General features: G+C 64.4%; 13 protein-coding genes. 8 read left to right on the forward strand and 5 right to left on the reverse strand.

Annotated features, from left to right (window positions below):
* Positions 1 to 30 precede the first annotated feature (30 nt).
* Positions 31 to 672, reverse strand: coding sequence for a twin-arginine translocation signal domain-containing protein (locus tag NCS67_RS27970; RefSeq protein ID WP_008346083.1), 642 nt, complete (start codon positions 670 to 672; stop codon positions 31 to 33).
* Between the two features lie 73 nt (positions 673 to 745).
* Positions 746 to 1,144: a VOC family protein gene (locus NCS67_RS27975; RefSeq protein ID WP_008346085.1), complete on the reverse strand. Its 399-nt coding sequence runs from the start codon at positions 1,142 to 1,144 to the stop codon at positions 746 to 748.
* Positions 1,145 to 1,448: 304 nt separating this feature from the next.
* Here NCS67_RS27975 and NCS67_RS27980 point away from each other — a divergent pair, with 304 nt between their 5' ends.
* The 3 genes from NCS67_RS27980 to NCS67_RS27990 are packed head-to-tail and all read left to right on the forward strand — an operon-like array spanning position 1,449 to position 6,396.
* A complete protein-coding gene (locus tag NCS67_RS27980) occupies positions 1,449 to 2,735 on the forward strand; it encodes an MFS transporter (protein WP_008346087.1) in 1,287 nt (428 codons plus the stop codon).
* Positions 2,736 to 2,759: 24 nt separating this feature from the next.
* Entirely contained in the window at positions 2,760 to 5,174 is a 2,415-nt protein-coding gene (locus NCS67_RS27985) for a glycoside hydrolase family 31 protein (protein ID WP_250437521.1), read from the forward strand.
* Between the two features lie 31 nt (positions 5,175 to 5,205).
* On the forward strand, positions 5,206 to 6,396 hold the full coding sequence (locus tag NCS67_RS27990; protein WP_250437523.1) for a porin: 1,191 nt from the start codon (positions 5,206 to 5,208) through the stop codon (positions 6,394 to 6,396).
* 11 nt (positions 6,397 to 6,407) lie between these two features.
* On the opposite strand, the gene NCS67_RS27995 is transcribed toward NCS67_RS27990, so the two are convergent.
* Together NCS67_RS27995 and glpK are read right to left on the reverse strand one after the other, a co-directional pair.
* Positions 6,408 to 7,970, reverse strand: a complete 1,563-nt coding sequence (locus tag NCS67_RS27995) for a glycerol-3-phosphate dehydrogenase/oxidase (protein WP_502801880.1) — start codon at positions 7,968 to 7,970, stop codon at positions 6,408 to 6,410.
* 1 nt (position 7,971) lies between these two features.
* Entirely contained in the window at positions 7,972 to 9,495 is a 1,524-nt protein-coding gene (glpK, locus tag NCS67_RS28000; RefSeq protein WP_175980313.1) for a glycerol kinase GlpK, read from the reverse strand.
* A gap of 224 nt (positions 9,496 to 9,719) precedes the next feature.
* Here glpK and NCS67_RS28005 point away from each other — a divergent pair, with 224 nt between their 5' ends.
* On the forward strand, positions 9,720 to 10,487 hold the full coding sequence (locus NCS67_RS28005; RefSeq protein ID WP_008346095.1) for a DeoR/GlpR family DNA-binding transcription regulator: 768 nt from the start codon (positions 9,720 to 9,722) through the stop codon (positions 10,485 to 10,487).
* A gap of 99 nt (positions 10,488 to 10,586) precedes the next feature.
* Complete coding sequence (locus NCS67_RS28010; RefSeq protein ID WP_008346096.1) at positions 10,587 to 11,510, forward strand: DMT family transporter; 924 nt, start codon at positions 10,587 to 10,589, stop codon at positions 11,508 to 11,510.
* Between the two features lie 3 nt (positions 11,511 to 11,513).
* Here the strand turns inward: NCS67_RS28010 and NCS67_RS28015 are convergent, their stop codons facing one another.
* Positions 11,514 to 13,256, reverse strand: coding sequence for an IlvD/Edd family dehydratase (locus tag NCS67_RS28015; RefSeq protein WP_008346097.1), 1,743 nt, complete (start codon positions 13,254 to 13,256; stop codon positions 11,514 to 11,516).
* A 325-nt stretch (positions 13,257 to 13,581) separates the two neighbouring features.
* Here NCS67_RS28015 and NCS67_RS28020 point away from each other — a divergent pair, with 325 nt between their 5' ends.
* From NCS67_RS28020 to NCS67_RS28030, 3 genes are read left to right on the forward strand one after another with little or no spacing between them, the layout of a single operon-like run.
* Positions 13,582 to 14,688 (forward strand): sugar ABC transporter substrate-binding protein, encoded by a 1,107-nt coding sequence (locus tag NCS67_RS28020; protein WP_008346098.1) that lies wholly within the window; start codon positions 13,582 to 13,584, stop codon positions 14,686 to 14,688.
* On the forward strand, positions 14,688 to 15,698 hold the full coding sequence (locus NCS67_RS28025) for an ABC transporter permease (protein WP_008346099.1): 1,011 nt from the start codon (positions 14,688 to 14,690) through the stop codon (positions 15,696 to 15,698). Before NCS67_RS28020 ends, NCS67_RS28025 begins: the two co-directional genes overlap by 1 nt.
* Complete coding sequence (locus tag NCS67_RS28030; protein ID WP_008346100.1) at positions 15,698 to 16,489, forward strand: ATP-binding cassette domain-containing protein; 792 nt, start codon at positions 15,698 to 15,700, stop codon at positions 16,487 to 16,489. The genes NCS67_RS28025 and NCS67_RS28030 overlap by 1 nt, the downstream gene beginning before the upstream one ends.
* Position 16,490: the final 1 nt, after the last annotated feature.

A 16,490-nucleotide genomic window follows, 5' to 3' on the forward strand; every position in this document is an offset into this window, starting at 1 on the left:
CTCCGTTTTCCATCGGATCGCTCGAATGGGTTAGCTGTCTTTCGGAATCGGACCGCTGTTCGCGAGAGGCGGATCGGGCAGCCATGACAGGTTGTTGAAACCCTGATAGAGATAGCCGCCATCGCCCTTCGATGCGCCATAGCCGAAGTGCTGATACGCCAGCGCGTTGCTGTACAGGGACACGACGGCCGTGCTGCGTACGGTGTTGAAGAACGGCGTGCCCGCGAGCGCGGCGACGTCCTGCGCCTTGTCGTTCGCGCCGCGCCTCGTCCAGTCGGAGCCGGCTTTGGCGTCGAGCTGCGCGACGCCGTCGGCGAGTTGCTGGCGCACGGCGGGATCGGCTTTCGCCTTGGCGTCGAGATCCTTGACGACGAGCGCGTAGACGGCGTCATCGAGTGTTGCGTGCGGATAGATCTGTCGCGTGACTTGCAGCAGCACTTCGCCCTGATGCGTGTCGAGCCCCTGCATTTCGAGCGCCCAGACGCGGCTCGGCGCGAGGCTCGCGAAGATCGAGGTCGCCGCGATGGTGCCGACCAGCACGCCGGTGCCGCGCAGAAATTCGCGTCGCGTCAGTGCGATGTTCGGTGGCGCGGCGATGTCGTCGTGGTCGTGATGCTCTTCACCGTCGTGCGCGCGCCGCTGCGCGACGATCGGGATGATCGTGTCTCGCATGTCTCTCTCCTTGTGGGGCACTGCAACAGCTTATTTATGTGTGTGGTCCCGCGTGATGCCGCTGACTATCTGACTATTCGTAATGTCCATGCCGTTCGAGAACTTCGATCTTGTAGCCGTCCGGATCCTGAATGAAGAAGTAACGCGCGATGAGCGAGCCGTCGTCGTTCTTGAATTCGCGCACGTCGTTGGGTGAAAGACCGAGGCCGATCAGACGCTCGCGCTCCGCCTTCGCATCCGGCACGCTCACGGCGACGTGGCCGTAGCCGTCGCCATGTGTGTATGGCTCGGCGCGTCCCTTGTTCCAGGTGAGTTCGAGCTCGGCGTTGGTTTCGTCGTTGCGCAGATAGGCGAGCGTGAAGTCCGGAAAGTCCAGCCGGTGCGCGACGCCGAGATCGAAAGCCTTCTCGTAGAAATCGAGCGAGCGTTGCAGGTCCTGCACGCGAATCATCGTGTGAATGAGCTTTGACATGAGCGCCTCCCCCTTTTTAGTGAAGTTTAGGAAGCCGCGCGCGCAAAGGGTAATGGCCGGTTAAATCGGGCGTAGGCGTTTGCCCGGGGCTTGCGCATTGGCTCGACGCCACATGATCGCAAACGAACATTTGATCGATGAAACGAAACTATTTGTCGCAATTGAGATAAATTTCGGTCGCCGAGAGTAGGATTGAACCGGCTTTTCGATGCCGAACGTTCGAATTCGATCATCGCGATAGCCGAACAGAAAGGGCACGGCGCGCCGCCGCTCATCGCCCGTCGAGAACAACGGAGACTCAATCTTGAAAACAGTCATCGGCTTGCGCTGGTGGATCATCGCGCTCGTCTGCGCGGGCACGATCGTCAACTATCTTTCGCGCAACGCGCTCGGCGTCATGGCCGCCGAGCTGAAAACGCTCATGAACATGAGCACGCAGCAGTATTCCTATGTCGTCGCCGCGTTTCAGGTCGGCTATACGATCATGCAGCCGGTGTGCGGACTCATCATCGATGTAATCGGGCTGCGGCTCGGCTTCGCGCTGTTCGCGTGCCTCTGGTCCGCGACCGGCATGGCGCACGCGCTCGCCGGCGGCTGGGTGTCGCTCGCGGCGCTGCGCGGACTCATGGGCCTCTCGGAAGCCGTCGCGATTCCGGCGGGGATGAAGGTCGTCGCAGAATGGTTTCCGAATCGCGAGAAGTCGGTCGCGGTCGGCTACTTCAACGCCGGCACGTCGCTCGGCTCGCTGTTCGCGCCGCCGCTCGTCGTCTTTCTTTCGCTGCGCTACGGATGGCAAAGCGCGTTCGTCGTGACCGGCGCGATGGGCTTCGTCTGGGCCGCGTTCTGGTACTGGCTGTATCGCGGGCCGCGCGAGCATCCGAAGATCGGCGAGCAGGAGAAGAACGCGATCATCGAAGGGCAAACGCCCGTGACGAACCGCCCGGGCGAGCAACGCCGCATCCGCGAAGTGCTCGGCACGCGCCGCTTCTGGGCCATCGCGCAGGCGCGCTTTTTCGCCGAACCCGCGTGGCAAACCTTCAGCTTCTGGATTCCGCTCTATCTCGCGACCGAGCGTCACATGGATCTCAAGCAGATCGCCATGTTCGCGTGGCTGCCGTTTCTCGCCGCCGATCTCGGCGGGCTGTTCGGCGGCTATCTTTCGCCGTTTCTGATGAAGCGTTTCCGCGTGCCGCTCATCGCGTCGCGCATCGCGGGCGTCGTGCTCGGCGCGTTCATGATGATCGGGCCCGCGTGCATCGGGCTCGTCGCGTCGCCGTATGAAGCCATCGCGCTGTTCTGCGTCGGCGGCTTCGCGCATCAGATGATCTCGGCGCTCGTCAACACGCTCGCCGCCGATGTCTTCGAGCCCGGCGAAGTCGGCACCGCCGCGGGCTTCGCGGGCATGGCGGCGTGGATCGGCGGACTGGGCTTTTCGCTCGTCGTCGGCGCGCTCGCGGATTCGGTGGGCTTCACGCCGCTCTTCGCCGCGCTCGGCGCGTTCGACCTGATCGGCGCGGCGCTGCTCGTCGTGCTGATGCGCGGCGTGACGAGCGACGCGAATCCGCCCGGCGCGGCGCATCGGGCCGCCTGAGATCGAATGAACGGGAGACACATCATGGCCAACTTGAAGAATCGTCCGCGTTTCGCGATTTCGGAGCGAACGGACAACCGCGTCGCGCTGAGTTCGACCGATGGCGCGCGCATCGAACTGTTCGTCCTCGCCGATGACATCATCCGCGTGCTGGTCTTGCCGCACGGCGAACTGCGCGGGCCGCGCACCTGGGCGATCGCGCCCGGACAGGACGACGTGCCGCTCGAAGGACGCGACCGCTACGATACGAGCGGCTTCGCGAGCGCACCGTTCACGATGTCGGACGATGAGCAACACGTCGTCATCGAGACAGCGATGATCCGCTTGACGATTGCGCTCGACGGCGGCTTCTGCTCGTGGCAAATCGTGCGCGACCGCCAGTGGCATCACGTCATGAACGATCGCAAGACGCAGGCGTACAACTTCGGCTGGTGGGACGAGCGCGTGTATCACTACATCGCGCGCAAGCCGGGCGAAATGTACGTGGGACTCGGCGAACGCGCGGGTTCGCTCGACCGCGCGAATCAAAGCTACGAGATGCGCAACGTCGATGCGATGGGCTACAACGCCCGCACGACCGATCCGCTCTACAAGCACATTCCGTTCTACGTGACGTGGCAGCCGGAGACATCGACGGGCTTCGGTCTCTTCTACGACACGCTCGCCGATTGCCGCTTCGACATGGGCCGCGAGCTCGACAACTATCACGGGCACTATCGGCACTTCATCGCGGAGCACGGCGATCTCGACTATTACTTCATCGCGTCGCCCGACACGCCGCTTCACGCCGTGCGCCGCTTTACATGGCTGACGGGTCGTCCCGCGTGGATGCCGAAGTGGGGCCTCGGCTACTCCGGCTCGACGATGAGCTACACCGACGCCCCCGACGCGCAAAAGCGCATGGCCGAATTCATCGACCGATGCCGCGAGCACGACATCCTGTGCGATTCGTTCCATCTTTCGTCGGGCTATACGTCGATTGGCGGCAAGCGCTACGTGTTCAACTGGAATCGCGACAAGTTTCCCGATATCGACGGTTTCGTGACGAGCTATCTGCGCGAAGGCGTGCGGCTGTGTCCGAACATCAAGCCGTGTCTGCTGCGGGATCACCCGCTGTTCGATTCCGTCGCCGATGCCGGTCTCCTGATCGAAACGCGCGACGGCGAACCGGCGTGGGTGCAGTTCTGGGACGAAGTCGGCGCGTATCTCGACTTCACGAATCCGCGGACCATCGACTGGTGGAAAGCGCGCGTGAAGGAAAGCCTGCTCGCGCACGGCATCGCCGCGACGTGGAACGACAACAACGAGTTCGAAATCTGGAGCGCGGATGCAATCGCGCGCGGCTTCGGCGAGCCGTTTCCGGCGCGCGAGGCCAAGGTCCTGCAGACGCAACTGATGATGCGCGCCTCGCGCGACGCGCAGCGCGAACATGCGCCCGGCGTGCGGCCGTTTCTCGTATCGCGCTCGGGCGGCGTCGGCATGCATCGATATGTGCAGACGTGGTCGGGCGACAACTACACGTCGTGGGACACGCTGCGCTTCAATCTCAAGATGAGCCTCGGTCTCGCGATGTCTGGCGTGTCGAACAGCGGGCATGACATCGGCGGCTTCGCGGGGCCCGCGCCCGATCCTGAACTGCTGTCGCGCTGGGTCGCGTTCGGCATCTTTCTGCCGCGCTTTTCCATCCACTCATGGAACGACGACGGCACCGTCAACGAGCCTTGGATGTATCCGCAAACTACCCATCTCATCGCCGGTCTCATCAAGCTGCGTTACCGGCTGATTCCGTACCTGTACCAACTGCTCTGGCGATCGCATCGCGCGTACGAACCGGTGCTCCGTCCGATGTTCGCCGAATTCCCCGACGATCCGCTCTGCCTCGAAGACGGCGACGACATGATGCTCGGCTCGTCGCTGCTCGTCGCGCCGGTCGTCGAGGCGGCGCAAAGCGAGCGACGCATCCATCTGCCGAAGGGCGCGCGCTGGTCGTCCTACTGGAGCGGCGAAGTCTTCGACGGCGGCCAAACGGTCACGCTGCCCGCGCCGCACGATCGCCCCGTCATGCTGATCCGCGAAGGCCATGTGATTCCGCTGAACATCGCGGAGCAGCACTTCGCGCGTCCCGCCGATGAACGCGCGTTCATCGCGTTGCCTTGCGCGGGCGTCGGCGTCGCGCGCGGCGATTGCATCGAAGACGACGGCGAAACCGAAGCGTGGCGCGACGGCGTGCACGGGCGCTGGCGCGTCGTCATCGAAAGCGATGCGCGAAGCCTGCGCATCGCGATAGAACGCCACGGCGCGATGCCGCGCGTGCAGAACGAAGTCCGCGTGAGCGTGCCCGCATCGGATACGCGCGTCGCGACCTGCGCGACGGGCGAGCTGGCCGGCGAGCGCATCGCGGACGGCTGGCGTCATATCACGCTGCGTCTTGCAGACTGAGCCTCAACACTTCACGGGAAAGTAATCAGCAATGAAGTCCTTGAATCGCGCACGGACGCGCGCAGGCGTCCTCACGTCCATTTCTCTCGCCGTCGCCCTGTTCAGCGGCACGGCGACGGCCCAAAGCAGCGTCACGCTCTACGGCGTCGTCGATAACGCGTTCGCGTATGTCAGCAACCAGCGCGGGCAGTCCAACGTCTACATGAGCCAGGGCAATCTGCAGGCGAGCAAGTTCGGGCTTCTCGGCGCGGAAGACCTCGGCGGCGGCACGAAGGCGATCTTCCGGCTCGAAAGCGGCTTCAATTCGCTGACGGGCGCGCAAGCCAGCGCAAACGCGATGTTCAATCGTCAAGCCTATGCGGGCTTGAGCCACAAGCGTTACGGCACGCTGACGCTCGGCCGCCAGTACACGCCTTACTTCAGCATGGTCGGCGCGCTCGGACCGACGGGCGTGCTGACCGGCGCGACCGGCGCGCATCCCGGCGACGTCGATGCCCTCGACACCACGCTGCGCTTCAACAACGCGGTCACGTATGCGTCGCCGGTGATCGCGGGTCTCGCGTTCAGCGTTCAATACGCGCTCGGCGGCGCGCCGGGCAGCATCGCGAGCGGCAGCAACTTCAGTGCCGCGCTTCGCTACGACTACAAGCCTTTCGCGATCGCGGCGGGCTACGTGAAGCTGAAAGACATCGCGACCAGCCCGGCGCTCGGGAGCTTCGCGATCAACTCGCCGGTGAACAACGGCTACGCGAGCGCACAAAGCGCGCAACTGATCGCGGCGGCGGCGCGCTACACGTACAACGATCTGATGCTCGGCCTCAACTATTCCAACGTGCACTATGCGCCGGGCTCGCGCTCGCTTTTCGCCGATGAAGCCGTGTCCAACAGCTACGGCGCCATCGCCACTTACCGGTTCACACCCGCGGTGAATGTCGCGGCGGGCTACAGCTACACGCGCGCGAGCAGGGCCAACGGCATCGGCGATGCGGCGCAGTATCACCAGATTTCGTTCGAGGAAACGTACAGCCTGTCGGCGCGCACTACGTTTTATGCGCTGCAGGCGTGTCAGCACGCGCGGGGTCAGTCGCTCATCGCGTCGGGCGGAACGGGCGGCGTGGCGATTGCGAATGCCGTGGCGGTCGTCGGCGATTCGCAGAACGCGTCGCCTTCGTCGGGACCGTCGCAGTTCGTCGCGATGGTCGGCATCCGGCACGCGTTCTGATCGACGCGCCGCTACGACAGCATCCAGGTTCGCGCGAACGCATCGAAACGCGCGATTTCCTCCGCTTGCCATTGCGCGCCGTGCCCGAGTTCTTCGGCCATGATTCTGGCGACTTCGGGCGCGGCATCGCGGGCGGCGGCGGCATCGAGAAACAACGCGCGATTGCGCCGCGCGAGCACATCCTCGACACAGCGCGCGAGTTCGGCCCGCGCCGCGAAGCGCGTCTGCGCCTCGGTCAGGCCGCTCGCCTTCACCAGAACGTTTTGCGCGCCCGGCAGACGATCGATGATTGCCCCATCGGAACCGTAGTAGCCGTGTTGCTCCGCCGTCGATCCATGCAGCGGCAACGACGCCGTTCGGCACGGCGCAGCGCTCAGCAGTTGCTTCGAGACGGCGAGATCGATCACCTGCTGCGCCATCAGACGGTACGTGGTCCACTTGCCGCCCGTCACGGTGATCATGCCGGTCGCGTTCATTTCGATGGTATGTTCGCGCGACAACGACGCGGTCGATGCCGCGCCGTCACACTTCACGAGCGGACGCAGCCCCGCCCATACGCTCAGGACATCGTCGCGCGTCGGCTTGACGGACAGATAATCGGCAGCCGTCGCGAGAATGAAATCGATGTCCTCGTCGCTCGCGCGCGGATCGAGCGGCAAGTCGTGACGCGGCGTGTCGGTCGTACCGACTATCGCGTGACCGTGCCACGGCACGATGAACAGCACGCGCCCGTCCTGCGTCTTGGGCACGAGGATCGCGCTATCGCTGCGCAGGAAGCGGCCGGGCAAGGTCAGATGCACGCCCTGGCTCGGCGCGACGATCGGGCGCGCGCCGGGCTCGGCCATCGCGCGGATCGAATCGACCCAGACGCCCGTCGCATTGACGACGCAGCGCGCGTTCACCGCGAACCGGTCGCCGCTTTCGACGTCCTCCACCTCCAGCCGATGACGCCCCGCCGCGCGATCGAACTGCACGCCGCGCACCGCCGCATTGTTCAGCGCGACGCCACCGAGATCGAAGAGCGTGCGCATCAGCGTAATGGCGAGACGCGCGTCGTCGAACTGGCCGTCGAAATAAAGCGTGCCGCCGCGCAGCGCGTGACCGTGCAGCGATTCGGCGAGCATCGGCGATTTCGCGCGGGTTTCGGCGAGATCCAGGCTGCGGCTCGCGCGCAGGTTGAGCGAGCCCGCGAGCCAGTCGTAGATCTTGAGGCCCGCGCCGTACGTCAGCTTGTCGCCGAGCCGGTACGCGGGAACGATGAAACCGAGCGCGTGCACGAGATGCGACGCATTGCGCGCGAGCAGTCCGCGCTCTCGCAACGCTTCGCGAACGAGCGGGATGTTGCCCTGCGCGAGATAGCGCACGCCGCCGTGCACGAGCTTGGTGGCCTTGCTCGATGTGCCCTTCGCGAAGTCGCGCGCTTCGAGCAGCAAGGTCCGATAACCGCGCGACGCCGCATCGACGGCCGTGCCGAGACCGCTCGCGCCGCCGCCGATCACGACGACATCGAAGAACGGCGTCTGATCTGTTTCGCGCAAGAGCGCCGCGCGTCCGGATGGCATGTTCGTTTTCATGTCAGACCGTGGAAAGCGGTTCTTCGGCGGGATGTTCCCAGGCGCGGGCGCGATCGATCGCGCGATGCCAGCGCTCGATGTGCATCGCGCGTTCCGCCGACGCCATCGCGGGTTCGAACCGGCGCGCGGGCGGCCACGCGCTCGCGATTTCGTCGCGGCTCGACCAGAAGCCCGATCCGAGTCCGGCGAGGCAGGCCGCGCCGAGCGCGGTCGATTCCGTGACGCTCGGGCGCACGACGGGACGGCCGAGCAGATCGGCCTGAATCTGCATCAGCAGGTCGCTCTGCGACGCGCCGCCGTCCGCGCGCAGCTCGCTCACGGCGATGCCGGCATCGGCTTCCATCGCGTCGAGGACATCGACCGTCTGGAACGCGATGGCTTCGAGCGCGGCCCGCGCGATATGCGCGCGATTCGTCCCGCGCGTCATGCCGAGCAGCGTGCCGCGCGCGTAGGGATCCCAATACGGCGCGCCCAGACCCGCGAATGCGGGCGCGAGCACGACGCCTTCGCTCGAGGAACATTGCGCGGCGAGCGCGCTGATTTCCGCCGCGCTTTCGATGAACCCGAGACCGTCGCGCAGCCACTGGACGATCGCGCCGCCCATGAAAACCGCGCCTTCCAGCGCGTAGGTGCGCTGCCCGCCGAATTCCCAGCCGATCGTGGTCAACAGCCGATGCCGCGATGCGACCGGCTGCGCGCCTGTGTTCATCAGCATGAAAAGGCCGGTGCCGTAGGTATTCTTGACGAGGCCCGGCTCGACGCAGCCCTGCCCGAAGGTCGCGGCCTGCTGGTCGCCGGCGACGCCTGTGATCGGAATCGGCGCGCCGAACAACGCGGCGTCGGTATGGGCGATCGCTCCGCTCGATGCCACGACTTCGGGAAGCACGGCGCGCGGGATATCGAAGAGCGCCAGCAGCCCGTCGTCCCATGCGCCTGCGCGGATGTCGAAGAGCGCGGTGCGCGCGGCATTCGATACATCGGTTACGTGGCGGCGGCCTGCGCTCAGTTGCCAGAGGAGCCAGCTATCGACGGTGCCGAACGCCAATTCGCCGCGGCACGCGCGCGCGCGCAGGCCGGGCGCGCTGTCGAGCAGCCACGCGAGCTTGGTCGCGGAAAAGTATGGATCGATGCGCAAGCCCGTCTTTTCTTCGATGAGCGATTCCGCGCCGGATTCGATCAGACGGGCGCAATGCGCGGCGGTGCGGCGGTCCTGCCAGACGATCGCGGGTCCGACGGGCGCGCCCGTTTGCCGGTCCCAGAGCAGCGTGGTTTCGCGCTGATTGGCGATGCCGATGGCGGCGATATCCGAAGCCCGCGCGCCGGCCTTCTGCATCGCTTCGTGCGCGACGGCGAGTTGCGACTGCCAGATGTCGGCGGGATCGTGCTCGACCCGCCCCGGCTGCGGATAATGCTGCGCGAACTCCCGCTGCGCGCTCGCTATCACGCTGCCCGAATGGGCGAACAGCATCGCGCGGGAACTGGTCGTGCCCTGGTCGAGGGCAAGGATAAAACGTCGCTGGCTCATGCGGCCACTCCAGACAGCCGGTTCGGAGAATGTTCGAATACGAATCTGAATATTCGTTTTCAACCATCGTAGCATCGCGTGGCGTCGACGGAAAGATGGCGGACGCACTGTTCGAGCGCATGTGAACCGGCAATTTCAGAGCCGGCGTTGGTCGGCGGCGGCTTTCGTCGTACACTGCGCGCATCCGATAATTTTCATTTTTTTGCGATTCCGAGCAGCTTTCGATGACATCCGACCAAGCACTGAACGGCAGGCAGCGCGCGCTGCTGGATCGCGTCGCCCGAGACGGCTTCGCGACCATCGAAGACCTCGCGGCGCAATTCGACGTCACACCGCAGACGATCCGGCGCGACGTCAACTGGCTGTCCGATCGGAACCTGCTGCGCCGATATCACGGCGGCGCGAGCGCGCTGACGAGCTCCGAGAACGCCGCGTACACGGCGCGTCAGCAGATGTTTCTCGACGAGAAGCGTCGCATCGCGAGGCGGGTCGCGGCGGAGATTCCGAATCACGCGACGCTCTTCATCAATCTCGGCACGACGACCGAGGAAGTGGCGCGCGCGCTGCGCCAGCATACGGGCCTGCGCGTCATCACGAATAACCTGAACGTGGCGAACATTCTCGCGGACGAGTCCGACGCGGACCTGATGGTCGCGGGCGGCAAAGTGCGCGCGCGCGACAAGGGCGTCGTGGGCGAGCAGGCCGTCGACTTCATCCGGATGTTCAAGGTGGACTTCGGGATCATCGGCATTTCGAGCATCGAGGAAGACGGCACGCTTCGGGACTTCGACATCGCGGAAGTGCGCGTGGCGCAGGCGATCATCGAGCAGTCGCGCACGGTGTTTCTCGTTGCGGATCATTCGAAGTTCGGCCGCGCCGCGCTCGTGAAACTCGGGCATCTCAGCCAGATCGACGCGCTCTTCACCGACGCCCCGCCGCCCGAATGGATCGCGGAAAGTCTCGCCGATGTCGCCGTGCATGTCGCGGATTAAGGCGACGCGATCGGCGAACCGTCCTTGTCGTCCGCAGCGTCGCGGACACTACAATCGGGTACTTTGACAGCATCCGCTTACAAGCACGGGGACGCGAACATGGCGCAAGCGCCGCACATCGGCCGGAAGGAAGACCGCAGCACGCACAACGAACGCCGCTGGCTCACGACCGGCGGTCCGATTCTCTTTTTGCTGCTCTGGTCCGCCGGCTTTCCGATTGCGAAAACCGGCCTGCATTACGCGTCGCCGCTGACGTTTCTCGCAATACGCTTCGCATTGAGCGTCGGCCTGCTGCTCGCGGTATGCGCCGTGAAGCGTCCGCAATGGCCGCGCAACGCGCGCGCGTGGCTGCATCTCGGCGTCGTCGGCTTTCTCGTGCAGGTGATGTACTTCGGACTGAGTTATCTGTCGATGACCGCGGGCATCGCGACGTCCGTGCTCGCGCTGATCGTGTCGTTGCAGCCGATTCTCGTCGGCGTGCTCGCGCCGAAGTTCGTCGGCGAACGCATCGGCGTGCGCAGATGGATCGGCTTGCTGCTCGGGCTCGCGGGCGCGGCCGGCGTGATCGTCGCGCGCGGGCCGCTGCATGCGGAATCGCTCGGTCCGGTGCTGATGGCGATCGGCGCGCTCGTCGGCATCACGGCCGCGATGCTCTATGAAAAGCGCTTGGGGACCGCGCAAGATCCGGTGACATCGAATCTCGTGCAATACAGCGTCGGCTTCGTGTTTTGCGCGCCGATGGCCTTGCTCTTCGAGCACACGCAAGTGCAATGGACGCCGGCATTCATCGCGACGCTCGCGTATCTCGTCGTCGGCAATTCGCTGATCGCGATCACGCTGCTGCTCGCGATGACGCGTGCGGGCAAGGTCTCGCAAGTCGCGTCGCTGTTCTTCTTCGTGCCGCCGGCAGCCGCCGTGCTGTCGTACTTCTTTCTCGGCGAAGTGCTGCCGAGGACCGCATGGTATGCGATGGGCGTCGCCGTGCTCGGCGTCGCCATCGCCACATGGAAGCCGCGCAGATAGCGGCTAGTGCGAATGCTTCGGCACTTCCGCGCCACGGCATCCGACGAGAAAGTCGAAGTCGCAACCTTCATCGGCCTGAAGAACGTGCTCGACGTACAGCTTGCGATAACCCGTTTTATCCTCGGGAATCTCGCTCTTCGCCGCGTTCCACGCATCGAGGCGCGCGCGGATTTCATCGTCGCCGATGTCGATGCGTAGCACGCCGTTGTCGCAATCGAGCTCGATCCAGTCGCCATCGCGCACGATCGCAAGCGGCCCGCCCGCGCGTGCCTCGGGCGCGACGTGCAGCACGACGGTGCCATACGCGGTGCCGCTCATGCGCGCATCCGACACGCGCACCATGTCCGTCACGCCTTGCGCGAGCAGCTTCGGCGGCAAGCCCATGTTGCCGACTTCCGCCATGCCCGGATAACCCTTCGGCCCGCAATTCTTCATGACGAGCACGGAGTCCGCCGTGACATCGAGATCGGGATCGGCGATACGGTGCTTGTAGTCGTCGAAGTTCTCGAACACGACCGCGCGCCCGCGATGCTTCAGCAACGCAGCCGTCGCCGCCGACGGCTTCAGCACCGCGCCATTCGGCGCGAGATTGCCGCGCAGCACGCACAATCCGCCATCGGCGACGAGCGGCTTGTCGAGCGGGCGAATCACTTCGTCGTTGTAGAGCGGCGCTTCCTTCACGTTCTCCCACAGCGTGTGGCCGTTCGCGGTGAGCGCATCCGGATGCGGAATCAGGTTCGCTTCGCCGAGACGCCGCAAGACGGCGGGCAAGCCCCCGGCGTAGTAGAACTCTTCCATCAGGAAGCGGCCCGAAGGCTGCAAATCGACGAGCGTGGGCGTGCCGCGACCGATGCGTGTCCAGTCGTCGAGTTCGAGCTTCACGCCGATGCGCCCCGCGATCGCCTTCAAATGAATCGCCGCATTCGTCGATCCGCCGATCGCCGCGTTCGCACGAATCGCGTTTTCGAAGGCCTCGCGCGTGAGCAGCTTGGACAGACGCAAATCCTCGAGCGCCATTTCGACGATACGCATGCCCGACAGATGCGCGAGCACATAGCGACGCGAATCGACCGCCGGAATCGCGGCGTTGTGCGGCAGCGTGACGCCGAGCGCTTCGGCCATGCACGCCATCGTCGATGCAGTGCCCATCGTGTTGCAGGTGCCCGTCGAGCGCGACATGCCCGCTTCCGCCGACATGAACTCGTGAATCGAAATCTTGCCCGCCTTCACCTGCTCGCTGAGTTGCCATACGACCGTGCCCGAGCCGATGTCGCGTCCTTCGTGCTTGCCGTTCAACATCGGTCCGCCCGAGACGACGATCGCGGGCACGTCGCAGCTCGCCGCGCCCATCAGCAACGCGGGCGTCGTCTTGTCACAGCCGACGAGCAGCACGACCGCATCGACGGGATTGCCGCGTATCGCTTCCTCGACGTCCATGCTCGCGAGATTGCGCGTGAACATCGCGGTGGGACGCAAATTCGATTCGCCGTTGGAGAACACCGGAAACTCGACGGGGAACCCGCCCGCTTCGAACACGCCGCGCTTCACGTGCTCGGCGAGCTTGCGGAAGTGCGAATTGCACGGCGTTAGTTCGGACCACGTATTACATATGCCGATGATCGGCTTGCCCGCGAACTCGTGGTCCGGAATGCCCTGGTTTTTCATCCAGCTCCGGTACATGAACCCGTTCTTGTCGGCGGTGCCGAACCACGCGGCCGAACGGAGCTTGGCTTTTGGGGCGCTCATGGCTTTGATCACTTGATGGGAAAGACCTATAAATAGCATGACTATATCGATGGGGCGTACCGGGAAAACGCTAATCGCCACGTCAAAACACTCTGCATATAGTTTGTCTATTGAAGTCAGCGCGCGGGCTTCGTCGTCCCAATTACTAGTTCAAAACGCCGCGCTCTCGAATCGCCCTCTCGCACTGTTCGCACGGTCATCCGCAACGCTTCGTTCTTTCATCGATGAAAGCCGCGTGTGTATGACGTGCCGTGAAACCCAGTATCTGACAGCGATCGACGATGAGTCGACCCATCGACCAACGAAGAAGAGACCGGAGGAACACATGGCGCAGAATCGGGATGACGACGCAAACGACAGCAAGCTCATCAGCGCGGGCCGGCGCGGCATCATGCAGGGCGCGGGACTCGGCGCGGCGCTGTCGCTCCTGGGCGGCGTGACCGGTGGCGGCGGTTTGATCTCGTCCGCGCAGGCGGCCGAAGCGGCGTTTCCGCAGCACAAGAAATGGAAGATCGTGTTCGTCAATCATGTGACGACGAACCCGTTCTTCGTGCCGACGCAATACGGCATTCAGGATGCGTGCTCCATGTTCGGCATGGACTATCAGTGGACCGGCTCGGCCACGTCCGACGCGGGCGAAATGGTGCGCGCGGTGAATTCTGCGATCGCTGCGAAAGCCGATGCGATCGCCGTGCCGATCGTCGATCCGAACGCATTCGACAAGCCCATTCAGGCCGCGCTCGACGCCGGCATTCCCGTATTCGCTTACAACGCCGATGCGCCGCGCGGCAAGACGAATCCGCGGCTCGCTTACATCGGACAGGATCTGTATCTGTCGGGATATCAGATGGGCGAGCGAATCGCCAGCATGATCGACAGCGGCATGGTCGCGCTTTTCATCGCGACGCCGGGACAGTTGAACATTCAGCCGCGTCTCGACGGCGCGAGCGATGCGATCAAGAAATCCGGCAAGAAGATCGACATTCAGACCGTTGCGACGGGCGCGACCGTCAACGAAGAACTGTCGAAGATCAAGTCGTTCTATCTCGGGCATCAGGACCTGAAAGGCATGTTCGCAGTCGATGCCGGCAGCACGCAAGGCGTCGCGCAAGTGATGAAGGAATCGAACCTGCCGTCGAAGGGCGTGCATGGCGGCGGCTTCGATCTGTTGCCGCAGACGATCCAGCTCATCCACGAAGGCTTCCTCGATTTCACCATCGACCAGCAGCCGTATGTGCAGGGCTTCTACACGGTGATGGAAGCGTTCGTGTTCCTCGCGTCGGGCGGGCTCGTCGGGCCGGCGAACATCAATACCGGTCTCAAGTTCGTGACGAAGGATACGGTCGAGCCGTATCTCAACACGTCGACGCGTTATGAAGGCAAGACCACCAAGCCGCAAATCGTGCCGATGAAAGGGGCCATCAAGTCCTGATGAACACAGTGAACGAACCCCGTAAAGCAACGACGCCCGCGCGGATCGCCAGTCCGCGCGGTGCGTGGGCGTCGCATTGGGCGCCGGAGTTGCGCATCCTCCTCGTGGCCGTGCTGCTCGCGGCTTACTTCCAGTTCATCAACCACGACTTCCTGTTTAGCAACGCGAGCCTCGTCAACCTTTCGCAGTATGTCGCGCCGGTCGCGATCATCGCGTTCGGCGAGATCATGCTGATGATCGGCGGCGACATCGATCTGTCGGCGGGCATGGTCTTCGCATTCGCGCCGTTCATGATGGTGTTCGCGAACGAAGCGGGCGCGCCGATGTGGCTCGCGGTGATCGCGGGGCTCATCGCCGCGGCGATCATCGGCTTCGTGAACGGCGCGGTGACGGTCTTTCTGCGCCTGCCTTCGTTCGTGACGACGCTCGGCACGCTCTTTCTCATCAACGGCATCACGCTGACCGTCTCGCGGGGCACGCCCGCCGCGACGCCGGGCTCGCCGGAATTCGCCGCCGTGATGGGCGCGTGGGGCTATAGCGAGATCATCTGGACCGTTGCGATTGCGTTCGTCATGCATGTGCTGTTGCGGCATACGCGCTGGGGTCTGCACACGCAGGCGGCGGGCGCGAATCCGCTCGGCGCGAGCGAAGCGGGCATTCATGTGAACCGGCTGCGGCTCGGCAATTTCGTGCTCGCGGCGGTGCTCGCCGGATTCACGGGCATTCTCGAAAGCTTTCGCATCACGTCGATCGATCCGCAAGCGGGCGGCAATCAGATCATGTTCCTCGCCGTGGCCGCTGCCGTGATCGGCGGGACGCCCTTGACGGGCGGCTCGGGCACGATTGTCGGCGGACTGCTCGGCGCGGCGGTGCTCGGCATTCTGAGCGATGGCTTCACGCTCATCGGCATCAACGCGTTCACGTTCAACATCATTCTCGGCGCCGCGATTCTCGCCGCGATGATCTTCAATATCCACATCGGCCGCATTCGCCGCAAGGGAGCACGGTGATGGCAGACCCGCAAGCAGCAGCCGCCACCGATCTCGCGCTGCGCGGCGACAAGCTCGTCAAACGCTTCGGCGCGGTGACGGCGCTCGACGGCGTGTCGCTTACGCTCGGCCGTGGCGAGATTCTCGGCATTCTCGGCGACAACGGCGCGGGCAAGTCGACGCTCGTGAAGATTCTCACGGGCTTTCATCAGCAGACGAGCGGCACGCTGCATGTGCACGGCGAGGAAACGCTGCTGAAGTCCGTCGATCATGCGCGCGCGCTCGGCATCGAATGCGTGTATCAGGACCTTGCGCTCGCGAATTCGCTGTCGATTTATCACAACATGTTCCTCAATCGCGAGATCGTGCGGCGCGGTCCGTTCAGGCTCGTCGACCACAAGCAGATGCGCGAGCGCGCGGCGCAATGTCTCGAGGATATCGGCGTACATGTGCCTTCGGTCGATCTGCCGGTCGAGCGTCTGTCGGGCGGTCAGCGTCAGGCGATCGCGGTCGCGCGCGCGGTGCATTCGAACGCGAAAATCCTGTTGCTCGACGAGCCGCTCGCCGCGATGGGCGCGCGCGAGGCCGCGCTCATCATCGATCTCGTGATGCGTTTGAAGGAAAAGGGCGGCCTCTCGATCATCATGATCATGCACAACTATGCGCAGACGCTGGACATCGCGGATCGCATCATGTTGATGCAGCGCGGCCGCGTGACTTACGAGCAGCGCAGCGCGAACACATCGGTCGCGGAACTGATGGACATCGTGAGACGGGAATATCGGGCGATGCGCGCGACGACCGCTCAATAGC

Origin of the sequence: Caballeronia sp. ATUFL_F2_KS9A, from assembly GCF_023630765.1 — a bacterium.
Classification (GTDB): domain Bacteria; phylum Pseudomonadota; class Gammaproteobacteria; order Burkholderiales; family Burkholderiaceae; genus Caballeronia; species Caballeronia zhejiangensis.